Genomic DNA, 16415 nt, shown 5'->3' with positions numbered 1-16415 from the left:
CGGACCCCTGGAGACAGGGGACTTCCCGTGCTCCACCGTGGCTCAGCCCGCCGACACCTGGGGTTGCGGCGTGGAATGGGTCGTGGCGGCGGCGGCGGCGCTCGCCTGCGCCACCTCGCGCGGCAGCCACACGTGGAAGGTGGAGCCCTCACCGGGAACGCCGCGGGACTCCACCCAGATGCGCCCACCGTGCTGCTCCACGATGCCCTGGCTGATCGTCAGCCCCAGCCCCAGGCCTCCGTACCGGGAGCCGTGCGCGCGCCCGAACCGCTCGAAGATGAGCCCCTGCTTCTCCGGAGGGATGCCCACGCCCTGGTCCTGGATCGTCAGGTGCACCCCCGTGTCCTCCTCCACCACCCGCACCTTCACCTCGCCGCCCTCCGGCGAGTAGCGGATGGCGTTGGACACCAGGTTGGTGAGCACCTGATCCAGCCGTCCGCGATCCCACAGCCCCTCGAGCTTCTCGGGCGCGTCCACCCGCAGCGGGTGGGCCTGCGAGAGCACCGTCATGCGCTCGCACGTCTCGCGCACCAGCCCGGCCAGATCGAAGCGCTCCACCTCCAGCGACAGGCGCCCGGCCTGCAGGCGGCTGATGTCCAGCAGCTCCTCCACCAGCTTCGTCATCCGATCGATCTGCCGGTTGATGATCGTCAGCGACTTGCCGGGCCCGTTGTCCGTCTGCCCGCCCAGCTTGAGCATCGCCAGGTGGGCGTGGCCCTTGGCCGCCGCCAGCGGCGTGCGCAGCTCATGGCTGGCCGCGGCGAGGAAGGCATCCTTGGCCTCGTTGGCCATCCGCAGCGCGGCCTCGGCGCGCTGGCGCTCGGTGACGTCGCGCGCCACGGAGACGAAGCGCCCCTGTCCTCCGCCCGCCGCGACGTACTGGAGCACCACCTCCACCGGAACCTCCGTCCCATTCCGGCGCCGGTGGGTGGTGGTATACGTCTGGCTTGGGAGCGTCCCGCTCACCAGCGGCGCGAGCAGCTGGCGGAAGCCCACCTCGTCCACGCCGGCCTCCACCCCCAGCACGCTGCTGCCCAGCAGCTCCTCCACCGTCGTGTCCAGCTGCCGGGCCGCGCCGGCGTTGGCGTAGGTGAGCGTGAGCCCCTCGGGCTCGAACATGAGGACGCAGTCGAGCGTGGCGTCCAGCGTGGCCTTGAAGCGCGCCAGCGCATCCTCCGTGCGCTTCTTGTCGTCGATGTCCGTGGCCACGGCGATGATGCCCACCAGCCGCCCGTGCTCGTCCTTCTCCGGCACCGCGCGCGCCAGGTGCCAGCGCCACGTCCCATCATGGCGCCGCATGCGGAACTCGCGCTCCGACTGCACCCCCTGCCGCACCGCCTCCTCCCACACGCGCCGCATCTCCTCGCGCTCCGTGGGGTGCACATCCTCCAGGAAGAGCTCCAGGGAGAGCTCTCCCCCCTGTCGCCCGGTGTACGCCTGCCACACCTGGTTGGCGTAGTACATCGTCCCATCCGCGCGCGCCGCCCACATCGCCGCGGGCAGTGCGTCCAGCAGCCGCCGGTAGCGCAGCTCGCTCTGGCGCTCCAGCGCCTCGCGCTCCTTCTGGCGCAAGAGCGCCGCCTGCCGCTGGAGCTGCTGCTCCTTGAGGAACAGGTCCACGAAGACGCTGACCTTGGAGCGGAGGATCTCCGGATCGAACGGCTTGAGCAGGTAGTCCACCGCGCCGTGCGCGTAGCCCTTGAAGATGTGGGCCGCGTCCCGGCTGAGCGCGGTGAGGAAGATGATGGGGATGGTGCGCGTGCGCTCGCGCTGCTTGATGAAGGCCGCCGTCTGGAAGCCGTCCATCCCCGGCATCTGCACGTCCATGAGGATGACGGCGACGTCGCGCTGCAGGAGAAACTTGAGGGCCTCCTCGCCGCTGGTGGCCTTGATGAGTTCCTGCCCCAGCGGCTCGAGGATGGCCTCGAGCGCCAGGAGGTTGGAGGGGTGGTCATCCACCATCAGGATGCTGGCCCGTTGGCGCGGCGCGCTCTCGGGAACGCGATCGGTGGAGGATTCGATGGGAATCATGCTGAGCAAACGTGGCCCCGGGGGTGTGGCGCCTTCGGAAAGCTAGGCCCGCGCCCTTCCGGACAGAAGCCCGGAAGGGCACGAGTCGTGCGCTATCCAACTCAGGCGTTCACCCACAAACGGATGAGTTCGATGAGTTTGTCGGTGTCCACCGGCTTGGGCAGGTAGTCGCTCGCGCCAGCGGCCATGCACTTCTCCCGGTCGTCCTTCAGCGCCTTCGCGGTGACGGCGATGATGGGAAGCCTGGAAAGCTGGAGATCCTGGCGAATCGCTCGCATGGTCTCGTAGCCGTCCATCTCCGGCATCATGATGTCCATCAGCACCACGTCCACGTCGGGCTGCTTCCTGAGGGCATCGATGGCCGCGCGGCCGTTCTCGGCGAAGGAGACCTGGAGGCCGTGGTTCTCCAGGACGCTGGTGAGCGCGAAGATGTTGCGCATGTCGTCATCCACGACGAGGACCTTCTTGCCGGCCAGGTCCGCGTCGTGGCCGCCGTCGCGCTGCGCCAGCGCCTGGCGGGCGCGCGGCGTGAGGTGCTGGTCCAGCCGGTGGAGGAAGAGCGCGGTGTCGCCCAGAAGCTGGTCCGGACTCTTGGGCCCGCTCTTGAGGATGACGCTGCCGGTGTAGCGCTTGAGGCGGGCCTCGTCCTTCGCCGTGAGCTCCTTGCCGGTGTAGACGACGATGGGCAGGTCCCGGAAGCGCGGCTGGGTCTTCACCTCCTCCACCAGCTTGGTGCCGTCCATGTCCGGCAGCAGCAGGTCGATGACGAGGCAGTCGAACTCGCCCTTGTCCAGCGCGCTCAGGGCGTCCTGTCCGGTGGGCACGGCCGTCACCTTCACGTCGTCCCCCTCGCCCAGCAGCTTGTGCAGGCTGTCGCGCTGCACGTCGTCGTCCTCGACGAGCAGCAGCCGGCGCTCCTTGCGCTCCAGGAAGCGGGCGAGCTGACCGAAGACGTGCTCCAGGCCCTCCTTGCTCACCGGCTTGGTGAGGTAGCCGAAGGCGCCCTGGGTGTTGCCCAGGTGCTTGTCCATCACGCTGATGACGTGGACGGGGATGTGGCGCGTGCGCGGGTTGCGCTTGAGGCGCTCCAGCACGCTCCAGCCGTCCACCACCGGCAGCTGGATGTCCAGGGTGATGGCGTGGGGCAGGTACTCGTTGGCCATGGACAGGCCGCTGTCGCCGCGGCTGGCCACCAGGACCTTGAAGCCCTTCTCGCGCGCCATCTGCGCCATGATGCGGGCGAACTTCAGGTCATCCTCGATGATGAGCAGGACGCGGTCTCCCTCGCGGATGTGCTCCCGGTCGTCCTCCACCATGAGCGGCGCCAGCAGCGGATCCGGCGAGGGCGGCGGCAGGGCCGCGTCCAGCACGTGTCCGTTCTCCGCCACGGGGGGCGGCGTGAGGATCTGCTGAGGCGCGGGAGCCGGCTCCGTCGCCGCGCGGACCGGCGTCGGGGCCGGAGGCAGCGGCAGCGGAGGCGCGGGCGGAGAGGACGGCGCCACGCCCTCATCGTCGGGCCCCACGTACTCGGGCGGCATGTACAGCGTGAAGGTGCTGCCCTTGCCGGGCTCGCTCTCCACGTGGATCTCTCCACCCAGCAGCTTGGCGATCTCGCGCGAGATGGACAGGCCCAGGCCGGTGCCCCCGTACTTGCGGGCGGTGGAGCCGTCCGCCTGCTGGAAGGCCTCGAAAATGAGCTTCTGCTTGTCCTTGGGGATGCCGATGCCGGTGTCGATGACGGCGAAGGCGATGACGCGCCTGGCCTTGCGCAGCACCTCGTGCTCCAGGCGCACGTTCTTCTCGGCGGGCTTGACCACCATCCTCACGCTGCCGGTGTCCGTGAACTTGAACGCGTTGGACAGCAGGTTCTTGAGGATCTGCTGCAGCCGCTGCGGGTCGGTGCGGATGGAGCGCGGCGTGTTGGGCGCCAGCTCCACGGTGAACGAGAGGTTCTTCTGCTCGGCCACCGGGCGGAAGGAGCGATCGACGAACTGGTTGAGCTCGCTCAGGAGGATGTCCCGAGGCTCCACCTGCATCTTGCCGGCCTCCACCTTGGACAGGTCGAGGATCTCGTTGATGAGGGTGAGCAGATCGCCGCCGCTGGCGTAGATGGTGTTGGCGTACTCCACCTGCTTGGTGCTGAGGTTGCCGTCCTTGTTGTCCGACAGCAGCTTGGCGAGGATGAGCAGCGAGTTGAGCGGGGTGCGCAGCTCGTGGCTCATGTTGGCCAGGAACTCGCTCTTGTACTTGGAGATGATGGTGAGCTGCTCGGCCTTCTCCTCCAGGCTGGCGCGGGCCAGCTCCACCTCGCGGTTCTTCTCCTCGACGCGGGTGTTCTGCTCCTCGAGCTGCTTGGCCTTCTCCTCCAGCTCGAGCGCCTGCGCCTCCAGCTCGGTGTTGGTGCGCTTGAGCTCCTCCTGCTGCTGGGTGAGCTCCTTGGACTGGCTCTGCAGCTCCTGCGTGAGGCTCTGCGACTGCTGCAGCAGCTCCTCGGTGCGCATGTTGGCCATGATCATGTTCAGGACCACGCCGATGCTCTCGGTGAGCTGATCCAGGAAGATCTGATGGATGGCGCTGAACGGGTGGAAGCTGGCCAGCTCGATGATCGCCTTCACCTCGCCCTCGAAGAGGACGGGCAGGACGATGATGTTGAGCGGGGTGGACTCACCCAGGCCGGAGGAGATGGCGATGTAGTCCGGCGGCACCTTGGTGAGCAGGATGGTCTTCTTCTCCAGGGCGCACTGCCCGACCAGGCTCTCACCCAGGCGGAAGCGGTTGGAGATGTTCTTGCGCTCACGGTAGGCGTAGGTGCTGGTGAGCTTGAGCACCGGCATGTTGCCTTCCTGGTCCGCGAGGAAGAAGGCGCCGTGGTGGGCGCCGACCAGCGGCGTCAGCTCGCTCATGATGAGGCGGCTGACGGCCTCCAGGTTCTTCTGGCCCTGCATCATGCCGCTGAACTTCGCCAGGTTCGTCTTGAGCCAGTCCTGCTCCTGGTTCTTCTGCGTGGTCTCACGCAGGTTGAAGATCATCTGGTTGATGTTGTCCTTCAGCGCGGCCACTTCGCCCTCGGCGCTGACGGTGATGCTGCGGGTCAGGTCGCCCTTGGTCACCGCGGTGGCCACGTCCGAGATGGCGCGCAGCTGCGAGGTCAGCGTGCCGGCCAGCTGGTTCACGTTGTCCGTGAGCTGCCGCCACGTGCCGCGCGCGCCGGGCACGCGGGCCTGACCACCCAGCTTTCCTTCGATACCCACCTCGCGGGCCACCGTCGTCACCTGCTCGGCGAAGGTGCCCAGCGTGTCCGTCATGCTGTTGATGGTCTCGGCCAGCGCGGCCACCTCGCCCTTGGCGTCCACCACCAGCTTCTGGCCCAGGTCACCATTGGCGACGGCCGTCACCACCTTGACGATGCCGCGCACCTGCGTGGTGAGGTTGGAGGCCATGAAGTTCACGTTGTCGGTGAGGTCCTTCCACGTGCCGGCGACACCGGGCACACGGGCCTGACCGCCCAGCTTCCCCTCGACGCCCACCTCGCGGGCCACCGTGGAGACCTGCTCGGCGAAGGTGCCCAGCGTGTCGGTCATGTTGTTGATGGTCTCCGCGAGCGCGGCCACCTCGCCCTTGGCGTCCACGACGAGCTTCTGCTTCAGGTCGCCGTTGGCGACGGCCGTCACCACGCGGACGATGCCTCGCACCTGGGTGGTGAGGTTGCGGGCCATGGAGTTCACGTTGTCCGTGAGGTCCTTCCAGGTGCCGGACACGCCACGCACCTCGGCCTGGCCGCCCAGCTTTCCTTCCGTCCCCACTTCCTTGGCGACACGCGTCACTTCCGAGGCGAACGAGTTCAGCTGGTCCACCATCGTGTTGATGGTGTTCTTCAGCTCCAGGATTTCGCCCTTCACGTCCACGGTGATCTTCTTGGACAAATCACCGTTGGCGACCGCCGTCGTCACCAGGGCGATGTTTCGCACCTGGGCGGTGAGGTTGGAGGCCATGGAGTTCACGTTGTCCGTGAGGTTCTTCCACGTGCCGGCGACGCCCGGCACCTCGGCCTGGCCGCCCAGCTTTCCTTCCGTCCCCACCTCCTTGGCGACGCGCGTCACCTCCGAGGCGAAGGCGCGCAGCTGATCCACCATCGTGTTGATGGTGTTCTTCAGCTCGAGAATCTCACCGCGGGCCTCGACGGAGATCTTCTGCGACAGGTCACCATTGGCGACCGCCGTGGTCACCTTGGCGATGTTTCGCACCTGGTCGGTCAGGTTGCCGGCGAGGACGTTCACGTTGTCCGTGAGGTCCTTCCACACACCCGACACACCCTTCACGTCGGCCTGACCACCCAGCTTGCCCTCGGTGCCCACCTCCTTGGCGACGCGCGTCACCTCCGAGGCGAAGGCGCGCAGCTGATCCACCATCGTGTTGATGGTGTTCTTCAGCTCGAGCACCTCGCCCTTCACGCTGACGGTGATCTTCTGGGACAGGTCGCCGTTGGCCACCGCCGTGGTCACCTTGGCGATGTTTCGCACCTGGTCGGTCAGGTTGCCGGTGAGGGCGTTCACGTTGTCCGTGAGGTCCTTCCAGACGCCGGACACGCCCTTCACCTCGGCCTGTCCGCCCAGCTTGCCCTCGGTACCGACTTCCTTGGCGACGCGCGTGACTTCCGAGGCGAAGGCGCGCAGCTGGTCCACCATCGTGTTGATGGTGTCCTTGAGCTGGAGCACCTCGCCCTTGGCGTCCACGGTGATCTTCTTGGACAGGTCACCATTGGCCACCGCCGTGGAGACCTCGGCGATGTTTCGCACCTGCGCCGTGAGGTTGTTGGCGAGCAGGTTCACGTTGTTGGTGAGGTCCTTCCACGTCCCGGCGACGCCCGGCACCTCGGCCTGGGCGCCCAGCTTGCCCTCCACACCCACCGTGCGGGCGACGTCCGTCACCTGCTGGGCGAAGATGGACAGGGTCTGCGTCATCGCGTTGATGGTGTCCGCGAGCGCGGCGATCTCGCCCTTCGCCTCCACGATGAGCTTCTGGCTCAGGTCACCATTGGCGACAGCCGTCACGACCTTGACGATGCCTCGCACCTGAGTCGTCAGGTTGGAGGCCATGAAGTTCACGTTGTCGGTGAGGTCCTTCCACACACCGGACACACCGGGCACGACGGCCTGGCCACCCAGCTTGCCCTCCGTACCCACTTCCTTGGCGACGCGGGTCACTTCGGAAGCGAACGCGCGGAGCTGGTCCACCATCGTGTTGATGGTGTTCTTCAGCTCCATCACCTCGCCCTTGGCGTCCACGGTGATCTTGCGGGACAGGTCGCCCCGGGCGACGGCCGTCGTCACCTCGGCGATGTTACGAACCTGATCGGTCAGGTTGTTGGCGAGCAGGTTCACGTTGTTCGTGAGGTCCTTCCACGTGCCCGCGACGCCCGGCACCACGGCCTGGGCGCCCAGCTTGCCTTCCACGCCCACGGTACGGGCGACGTCGGTCACCTGCTGCGCGAAGATGGAGAGCGTCTCCGTCATCGCGTTGATGGTGTCGGCCAGCTCGGCCACCTCGCCCTTGGCGTCCACCTTCAGGCGCTGGGTCAGGTCGCCGTTGGCGACCGCGGTCACCACCTTGGCGATGCCTCGCACCTGCGTGGTGAGGTTGGAGGCCATGATGTTCACGTTGTCGGTGAGGTCCTTCCACGTCCCGGCGACGCCCTTCACCTCGGCCTGACCGCCCAGCTTGCCGTGCGTACCCACCTCGCGGGCAACGCGGGTCACCTCGGCGGCGAAGCTGTTCAGCTGGTCCACCATCGTGTTGATGGTGTTCTTCAGCTCCAGCACCTCGCCGCGAGCGTCGACGGAGATCTTCTTGGACAGGTCACCCTTCGCGACCGCCGTCGTCACCAGGGCGATGTTGCGCACCTGCGTGGTGAGGTTGGAGGCCATGAAGTTCACGTTGTCGGTGAGGTCCTTCCACGTGCCGGCAACGCCCTTCACCTCGGCCTGACCGCCCAGCTTGCCGTCCGTACCCACTTCCTTGGCGACGCGCGTCACCTCGGCGGCGAACGAGTTCAGCTGGTCCACCATCGTGTTGATGGTGTTCTTCAGCTCGAGCACCTCGCCCTTCACGTCCACGGTGATCTTCTTGGACAGGTCGCCCTTCGCGACGGACGTCGTCACCTCGGCGATGTTTCGCACCTGGGCGGTGAGGTTGTTCGCCATCAGGTTCACGTTGTCCGTGAGGTCCTTCCACGTGCCGGCGGCGCCGGGCACCTGCGCCTGGGCGCCCAGCTTGCCCTCCACGCCCACCGTGCGGGCGACGCTGGTCACCTGCTGGGCGAAGACGTTGAGGGTGTCCGTCATGTTGTTGAGCGTCGCGCCGAGCGCGGCGATCTCACCCTGCGACGGCACCTGCAGCTTCTGGCTCAGGTCACCGTTGGCGACGGCCGTCACCACCTTGACGATGCCGCGCACCTGGGTGGTGAGGTTGGAGGCCATGAAGTTCACGTTGTCCGTTAGGTCCTTCCACGTGCCGGACACGCCCTTCACGTCGGCCTGGCCACCCAGCTTGCCCTCGGTGCCCACCTCCTTGGCGACGCGGGTCACCTCGGCGGCGAAGCTGTTGAGCTGGTCCACCATCGTGTTGATGGTGTTCTTCAGCTCCAGCACCTCGCCCTTGGCGTCCACGGTGATCTTCTTGGACAGGTCACCCTTGGCCACCGCCGTGGACACCTCGGCGATGTTTCGCACCTGGGTGGTGAGGTTGGAGGCCATGAAGTTCACGTTGTCCGTGAGGTCCTTCCACGTACCCGCGACTCCGCGCACCTCGGCCTGACCGCCCAGCTTGCCGTCGCTGCCCACTTCCTTGGCGACGCGCGTCACCTCGGCGGCGAAGCTGTTGAGCTGGTCCACCATCGTGTTGATGGTGTCCTTGAGCTGGAGCACCTCGCCCTTGGCGTCCACGGTGATCTTCTTGGACAGGTCGCCCTTGGCCACCGCCGTGGACACCTCGGCGATGTTCCGCACCTGAGCCGTCAGGTTGGACGCCATGATGTTCACGTTGTCGGTGAGGTCCTTCCACGTCCCGGCAACGCCCTTCACCTCGGCCTGACCGCCCAGCTTGCCGTCGCTGCCCACTTCCTTGGCGACGCGGGTCACTTCCGAGGCGAACGCGCGGAGCTGATCCACCATCGTGTTCACGGTGGTGCCGATGCGCAGGAACTCGCCCTTCACGGACTGGCCGTCGATCTCGAGGGCCATCTTCTGGGTGAGGTCACCCTCGGCCACCGCCACCAGCACGCGGGCGACTTCCGTCGTCGGCAGCACCAGGTCGCCGATCAGCGCGTTGATGGAGTTGACGCTGGTGGCCCAGCCACCGCGCACGTCCCCGAGCGTCACGCGCTCGCCCATCCGGCCCTCGCGGCCCACCACCCGCTCCACGCGGACCATCTCGTCCGTGAAGGTGGCGTTGCGGCCCACCAGCGCGTTGAAGGCGTGGGCGATGCGGTCCAGCATCCCGTCCGACTGGCCCTCGGGCAGGCGCACGCTGAAGTCACCGGACTCGGCCGCCTGCAGGGCCGTGAGCAGCGGAAAGAGCGGATCATTGGGCCGCGCGCCACGGGTGGACTCGAGCCGCCCCCGCGCGCCAGCAGCCGTGTGCTTGCCGTTGCCGTTGCCGTTGCGCCGGGTGCCATTCCCGTTGGCGTGAGGGCTGGCCACGGACTCCTCCGCGGCAATGGGCTCGCCTTCCTCGGCCTTCACCCCGGCGAGGCGGGACTTGACCCGGTTGCCCGGACCCTTCGGATCCGTCTGGGGAGCCGCGGCTCCGCTGGCTTGATCCTTGCGGCGGGTGCCGCGCTTCTTGCCATCGGAGGGAGGATTGTCGTTCGCGTCCAAGAGATGAACCTCAGCTGAGGATGGGGGCCCACGCCACCGCGAGGGGCGCGTATCCAAGAGCCGACTTCTAGAAGAGTTCGCAGTCTTGTCGACTGCCGAGCGAAGCCGCCTGGGTCAACGGTTCAGAACTCAACCTCATTCGATCGAGGGCCCATGCTCCAAGTGAATCCAGGGGCCTTGGGCTTTCTGCTAACGCTTCAGGGGGCCGAAGCCGTGCACGGAAGTCCGTCGCAGCCCTGAACGTAGAGAGGCCGCCCGGAGAGCCGTCGTGCAGGCGCCCTGACGCGGTGCGGCACCTTCGTGCTCTGGCCCGTCTTGAGATCGAACGAGAGCGCGCTGGCCTGGCCCGGGCCGCAGGCCAGCAGCACGCGCTCGGGAGCGTCCAGCCACCACAGCCCTTCGACCTGGCAGGGGGCCTCGGCACGAAGGGGCGTGAGGGTGCTCGCCTCGTAGGCGACCACTCCACCGCCGATGACGACTGCCGCCAGCATGCCGCCCGGGCCTACCGAGAGCGCTCCCGGGGCAGGCAGTCGGGCTGCCCCCAGCACCTCTCCCTGGGGGGAGATGGAGAGCAGCTGCCCCTCGCCGTCCAGGGCGATCACCCCCGCGGCGTGTCCCGCGAGAGAGATCGGGGCGAAGTCCCCCATGGGCACGAGCTGGCCGGCCTCCTCGCGCAGCAGCTGCTCGCCGGTGGCCACCCACAGGCGCCCCTGGCCATCGAAGGTGATGTCCCGGACGCCCGGCGCGGGGAACACGGCGGCCGGCCCGTCCTTGCGGCAGAGCGCCACGGCGCGAGCGCTGAAGGTGGCCGTGCGCGAGGCATCCGGCGCCACGGCCCAGCCCAGCCGAGGGCCCTTCAGCGCCTCCGCGAGGCACTGGTTGAGCGCGCCGAAGTGCGGATCCGTCGTGGGAGAGGACACCAGGTACGGCAGGCTGGTGGTGGCCACGGCGACGAACAGGCCGAGCCCCGCGGCCATGACGAGCGAGAGGGCCCACGAGCGCGAGCCCAGGGCTCGGGCGTGCCGGTCCGAGGCTCGAAGGCCCCTCCGGCCTGGCGTCAGGATGCCGTCGCGGTCGCGCACGTGCTCGCGTCAGGGCTTGCGGGGCTTGCCCGCGTCCGCCTTCTGCTGGAGCCGATCGGAGAAGCTGCCCTTGCCGCTGGGAGGAAGCACCTCCGCGGCGACGCGCTCCCGCTTCATCGCGGCCAGGGGGCTGGCCGGATCACCTTCCAGCGCCTCCTTCTCGTACTTGTCCTGCCCACTGAGGACGCGCCCCACGGGTCGGGACCGAATGGTGCGTCGATTCGTATCCACCATGGCGGGTACCTCCGTGCTGGGAGGACCTCGTTCTATCGCGAATCCCCCCGGCGTGCATGAGTGGGGCCCTTGTGCTCCCGGAGCTCGGGCGCCAACCTGCCTGCCCATGCACCTACCGACCCGCCTTCCCTCGCTTCTCCTGCTGGCTGTCGTAGCTACCGGCTGCGCCGCCCGCGCCCCCGCCATGTCCGACACCGCTCCTTCCGCCGCCCCCTCCCCCCTGGATGCCTTCGCGGAGCGCTACGTGAAGCTGGTGCTCGCGGTCGGCCAGCATGACGACAGCTACGTGGATGCCTACTACGGCCCCCCGGCCTGGGCGGAAGAGGCGAAGGCCTCGCGCCTGTCGCTCGAGGAGCTGGCGTCGAGGGCCGCGGCGCTGGAGCGCGAGCTCCAGGCCCTCCCCGCTCCCTCGGACGCGTTCGTGGCGCTGCGCCACCGCTACCTTGTGCACCAGACGGGCTCGGTGTCCGCGTGGGTGCGGCTGCGGCGCGGTGAGAAGCTCCGCTTCGACGAGGAGAGCGAGGCGCTCTACAACGCGCGGGCTCCCGTGCACACCGACGCTCACTTCGAGCAGCTGCAGGCCGAGCTGGACCGCCTGCTCCCGGGCCCCGGCCCGCTGATGGAGCGCATCGAGCGCTTCCGCCGGGAGTTCATCATCCGCAAGGAGAAGCTCGACATCGTCTTCCGCACGGCCATCGACGAGGCGCGCCGCCGCACGCTGGCCCACATCCCCCTGCCCGAGGGCGAGGGCTTCTCGCTCGAGTTCGTCACCAACAAGACGTGGGGCGGCTACAACTGGTACCAGGGCAACGCGAAGAGCCTCATCCAGATCAACACCGATCTGCCCATCTTCATCTCGCGCGCCATCGATCTGGCGGCGCACGAGGGCTATCCCGGACACCACGTCTACAACGTGCTGCTGGAGCAGCACCTGCTGCGCGAGCGCGGCTGGGTGGAGTTCTCTGTGTATGCCCTCTACTCACCGCAGTCGTTCATCGCCGAGGGGAGCGCCAACTACGGCATCGACGTGGCCTTCCCGGATGCGCCGAAGTACCTGCGCGAGGTCCTCTTCCCGCTGGCGGGCCTGGATCCGCAGCGGGCGGACCTCTACGTGAAGGTCGAGGAGCTCTCGAAGAAGCTGGCCTACGCGGAGAACGAGGCCACGCGCGGCTACCTCGATGGCCGCCTCACCCGAGAGCAGGCCCGCGACTGGCTCGCGCGGTATCGGCTGATGTCCCCGGAGCGCGCCGAGCGGTTCATCGCCAACGCCGACGCGATCCGCTCGTACGTCATCAACTACAACCTGGGCCGCGACATGGTGGCGGCCTTCATCGAGCGGCAGGGCGGGACGGACGCCGCCCCCGAGAGGCGCTGGCAGCTCTTCCGGGAGTTGCTCTCCTCGCCGCGACTGCCTGGGGATCTGCGCTGAGCCAGGCCTCCTCCGGCGGTGCATTCCCACCGCCGGATTGATAGAGCCTGTCCCCATGCAATCGAAATTCGGACGCGATCTGACGACCGGCAGCATCCCCAGGCACATGATCGCGTTCTCCATCCCCATGCTCATGGGGAGCTTCCTCCAGACGGCCTACAGCTTCATCAACGCGATCTGGGTGGGAAAGTTCCTGGGCACCCACGCGCTGGCGGCGGTGACGGTGAGCTTCCCCGTCATCTTCGTGCTCTTCGCCATCGGCATGGGCCTCACGATGGGCACGAGCATCCTCGTGTCGCAGAACTACGGCGCGAAGAACATGGAGGAGCTCAGGCGCGTCGTCGACAGCTCCACCGTCCTCATCTACTCGCTGTCCATCGTGCTCACCCTCCTGGGTGAGCTCTTCGCGCCGGCCATCCTGCGCGCCATGGACACGCCCGAGGACATCTTCGCGGAGTCCGTCAGCTACCTGCGCATCTTCCTCATCTCGCTGCCCATGGGCTTCGGCCTCTTCCTCACCCGGAGCCTGCTCCAGGGCGTGGGAGACTCGAAGACGCCGCTCTACTTCCAGCTGGGCTCGGTCCTCTTCACCACGGCGCTGGACCCCATCCTCATCTTCGGCTGGATGGGGCTGCCCAGGCTGGGCCTGAACGGCACCGCCTGGGCCACGGTGATCTCCCAGATCCTGGCGCTCACCCTGCTGGTCGCCTGGCTGCGCGCGAAGAAGGCGCCGGTCGCGCCCTCCTGGCCGCGCTTCAGCCACCTGGGCCCGACGACGGGGAAGGTGCTGCGCATCGGCCTGCCCGCGGCCGTCCAGCAGTCGCTCGTCTCCATCGGCATGGTCATGGTGACGGGGCTCGTCAACGGGTTCGGCGAGGTGGCGACGGCCGCCTTCGGCGCGGGCTCGCGCATCGATCAGATCGTCTTCATGCCGGCCATGACGTTCGGCATGGCCATCTCCACGCTGGCCGGGCAGAACCTGGGCGCGGGCCACTACCACCGGGTCCGGGAAGTCTTCAGCTGGGGCTGCCTGCTCGCCGGTGGCACCACGCTGATCATGTCCATCATCGCGGTGGCGTTCCCCGAGACGCTCCTGAAGATCTTCGTCTCGGATCCCGCCGTGCTCGAGCCAGGAGTGTCCTACCTGCACATCGTCGGGAGCTCCTACGTCCTGTTCTCCCTCATCTTCGTCAGCAACGGCATCATCAATGGCGCCGGCCACACGCTGACGACGACGATCATCTCCCTGCTCAGCCTCTGGCTGGTGCGCGTGCCGGTGGCCTGGTGGCTGTCGCGGCGCATGGGCAGCGTGAAGGGCATCTGGTACGGGCTGGCCTTGAGCTTCGCCTTCTCGTTCGTGGTCAGCATGGGCTACTACCTCTCGGGCCGCTGGAAGCGCTCGCTCGTCAAGAAGCCCGCCCCGGCGGCGCCCAACCCGGGCGAGATGTTCGGCCACGAGACGGGCGAGGCGTAGGCCGCCTGCAAGCCGGGCGGGCCAGGGGCCTCGAGCCCTGGCCCCTCTCGCGCACGCGCACGCGGTGGAGGAGGCCTCCGAGGAAGCTGTCTCCCGCTGAGCGACAGGGGCGCGAGCGACCGACGTCACCCGGGGCGGCCGGGGAGGTTCGTGACGTGGACGGCTGGCGTCCGGTGGGCCCAGGGCCGGGCCCGCTCGAGCTGCCCCGCCAGGCGGAACAGCGTCGCCTCGTCGCCCCAGCGCCCCACGAACTGGACTCCGATGGGCATGCCCCGCGCGCTCCAGTGGAGGGGCACGCTCATCGCCGGCTGGCCCGTCACGTTGAAGGGAGCGGTGAAGGCGCAGTACGAAAACACCTTCCGCATCCACTCCCGGGCGGTCTGGGGAGCGTTCGCGTTCAGCACGCCGAGCCGATGGGGCGCGCAGGGCACCGTGGGCGTGAGCAGGGCGTCGTGGTTCACGAAGAAGCGGCCCACCGTACGCGCGATGTGGTTCATGATCGCCAGGCCCTTCTGCAGCTCCATCGCCGTCATGGAGACACCCTTCTGGACGGCGGCCCAGTTGCCGGCCTCCATCACGTCTGGCCCCGGCGTGCGTCCCGTGGCGCCCGCGAGGCCATACACCCAGGCGGCCAGGCCGGAGCACCAGATCAGCGCCAGACACTCCTCGAAGGCCGCGCCGTCGACTGGGAGCCGGGCCTCGACGAGCTCGTGCCCCAGCTCGCCGCACAGCCGCGCGGCGTCCTCCACCGCGGCGACGCACTCGGGGCTCGTCACGTCTCCGGTGATGGTGGCGCGAGAGAAGGCGATGCGCAGGCGCCCGGGCTCACGCCCCACCTCTTCCAGGTAGGGCCGCGCCGGCGGCGCGATGACGTACGGGTCCCCCACGTCCGGCCCCTGGGTGAAGTCCAGCATGGCCGCGCTGTCCCTCACGGTGCGGGACAGGAGGTGCTCGATGCCGTGACCGTTGAGCGCCTCCGCCGCGTCGGGCCCGACGGGCACTCGCCCGCGCGTGGGCTTCAGGCCGAACAGCCCGCACAGCGAGGCGGGGATGCGGATGGAGCCGCCGCCGTCATTGGCATGGGCCAGGGGCACGATGCCGGCGCTCACGGCCGCGGCCGAGCCCCCGCTGGAGCCCCCCGAGCTGAACTCCGGGTTCCAGGGGTTGCGCGTGGGGCCGTGCAGCACGGGCTCCGTGCTGGCGTTGAAGCCCAGCTCCGGGGTGTTCGTCCGGGCCAGCGGCACGAGGCCCGCGCGCCGGAAGCGGGACATGAGGGTGCTGTCGTCGGGAAACACCAGGCCCTTGAAGAGCCGCGAGCCCAGCTCCGAGGGGATGCCCGCCCCGTGCAGGACGAGGTCCTTGAAGAGCAAGGGCACCCCGGTGAAGGGGCCCTCGGGCAGACCCTTCGCCAGCGTGGAGCGAGCCTCCTCCTCCAGCACACCGATGACGGCGTTGAGTCGCGGGTTCAGCGCCTCGATGGCCTTCAGCGTCGTCTTGACGAGCTCCTCGGCCTTCACCTCCCGGCGCCGGACGAGCTCCGCCAGCCCGAGACCATCGAACTTCACGTACTCGCTCAGTTGCACGACAGCACTCCTCTCCAGGGTCAGGCCTCATCATCGACCTTTTCCTGGAGAAGAGACACCGAGGCCCCCGAGCGAGGCGCGATGGGTCCGAGCGCCCTCAGTGCACGGCGGGCTGCTCCGACTCGATCCCCATGCCCTGGCCGATGCGCGGGGAGATGCCCTCGTCGATCTGCCGCAGCAGCGCGCCGCAGAACGCATCGAGATCATCCGGCTTGCGCGAGGTGATGAGGTTGCCATCCTCGATCACCTCCCGATCCACCCAGCGCGCCCCTGCGTTGATGAGGTCCGTCTTGATGGAGGGCCAGGAGGTCAGCGTCCGCCCGTCCACGATGTCGGCCTCGGCCAGCATCCAGCCCGCGTGGCAGATGGCGGCCACCGGCTTGTCGTTCTGGAAGAAGGAGCGCACCAGCTCCACCATGCCCGCATCCATCCGCAGGTGGTCCGGCGAGTAGCCGCCGGGGATGACGAGCGCGTCGAAGTCGTCCACGGAGACGTCCTTCGCGGACTTCTCGGCGACGATGGTCTCCTTTCCCTTCTTTCCCTTCAGCTGCTTGCCGGCCTCGATGCCGACGATGACGGCCTCGTGGCCTGCCTGCTTCACCCGATCGTACGGCACGCGGAACTCCGAGTCCTCGAAGTCCGAGTCCACGATGAACATGATTCGAGCCATCGCACGTCTCCTCGCAAAAGGCGTCTGCTGCCCAGTGC

Annotated in this window: 8 protein-coding genes; 2 read left to right on the top strand and 6 right to left on the bottom strand. The window is 68.2% G+C overall.

The genetic code is table 11. The features are described from left to right. Nucleotides 1-42 precede the first annotated feature (42 nt). The 4 genes from KY572_RS30445 to KY572_RS30430 form a co-directional block, all read right to left on the bottom strand. Entirely contained in the window at nucleotides 43-2031 is a 1989-nt protein-coding gene (locus tag KY572_RS30445; protein WP_224246917.1) for a hybrid sensor histidine kinase/response regulator, read from the bottom strand. 101 nt (nucleotides 2032-2132) lie between these two features. Then, nucleotides 2133-9419 carry a HAMP domain-containing protein gene (locus tag KY572_RS30440; protein WP_456077672.1) on the bottom strand — a complete coding sequence of 2429 codons (7287 nt, stop codon included), beginning with the start codon at nucleotides 9417-9419 and terminating at the stop codon, nucleotides 2133-2135. A 683-nt stretch (nucleotides 9420-10102) separates the two neighbouring features. Further along, entirely contained in the window at nucleotides 10103-10987 is an 885-nt protein-coding gene (locus KY572_RS30435) for a hypothetical protein (RefSeq protein ID WP_224246913.1), read from the bottom strand. Nucleotides 10988-10996: 9 nt separating this feature from the next. Further along, nucleotides 10997-11221, bottom strand: a complete 225-nt coding sequence (locus tag KY572_RS30430; protein WP_224246911.1) for a hypothetical protein — start codon at nucleotides 11219-11221, stop codon at nucleotides 10997-10999. Nucleotides 11222-11405: 184 nt separating this feature from the next. Between KY572_RS30430 and KY572_RS30425 the strand changes: the two genes are divergently transcribed. Both KY572_RS30425 and KY572_RS30420 read left to right on the top strand, forming a co-directional pair. Continuing rightward, nucleotides 11406-12650 (top strand): hypothetical protein, encoded by a 1245-nt coding sequence (locus tag KY572_RS30425; RefSeq protein ID WP_224246909.1) that lies wholly within the window; start codon nucleotides 11406-11408, stop codon nucleotides 12648-12650. Between the two features lie 55 nt (nucleotides 12651-12705). Then, nucleotides 12706-14124: an MATE family efflux transporter gene (locus tag KY572_RS30420; RefSeq protein ID WP_224246907.1), complete on the top strand. Its 1419-nt coding sequence runs from the start codon at nucleotides 12706-12708 to the stop codon at nucleotides 14122-14124. Nucleotides 14125-14249: 125 nt separating this feature from the next. On the opposite strand, the gene KY572_RS30415 is transcribed toward KY572_RS30420, so the two are convergent. Then, nucleotides 14250-15707 carry an amidase gene (locus KY572_RS30415; protein ID WP_224246905.1) on the bottom strand — a complete coding sequence of 486 codons (1458 nt, stop codon included), beginning with the start codon at nucleotides 15705-15707 and terminating at the stop codon, nucleotides 14250-14252. 97 nt (nucleotides 15708-15804) lie between these two features. Beyond that, nucleotides 15805-16377, bottom strand: a complete 573-nt coding sequence (locus tag KY572_RS30410; RefSeq protein ID WP_224246902.1) for a type 1 glutamine amidotransferase domain-containing protein — start codon at nucleotides 16375-16377, stop codon at nucleotides 15805-15807. Nucleotides 16378-16415 lie beyond the last annotated feature (38 nt).

Origin of the sequence: Hyalangium gracile (assembly GCF_020103725.1) — a bacterium.
Classification (GTDB): domain Bacteria; phylum Myxococcota; class Myxococcia; order Myxococcales; family Myxococcaceae; genus Hyalangium; species Hyalangium gracile.
Note: the sequence above shows the minus strand (reverse complement) of the source record. Positions and strands in the feature narration are given on the sequence as shown.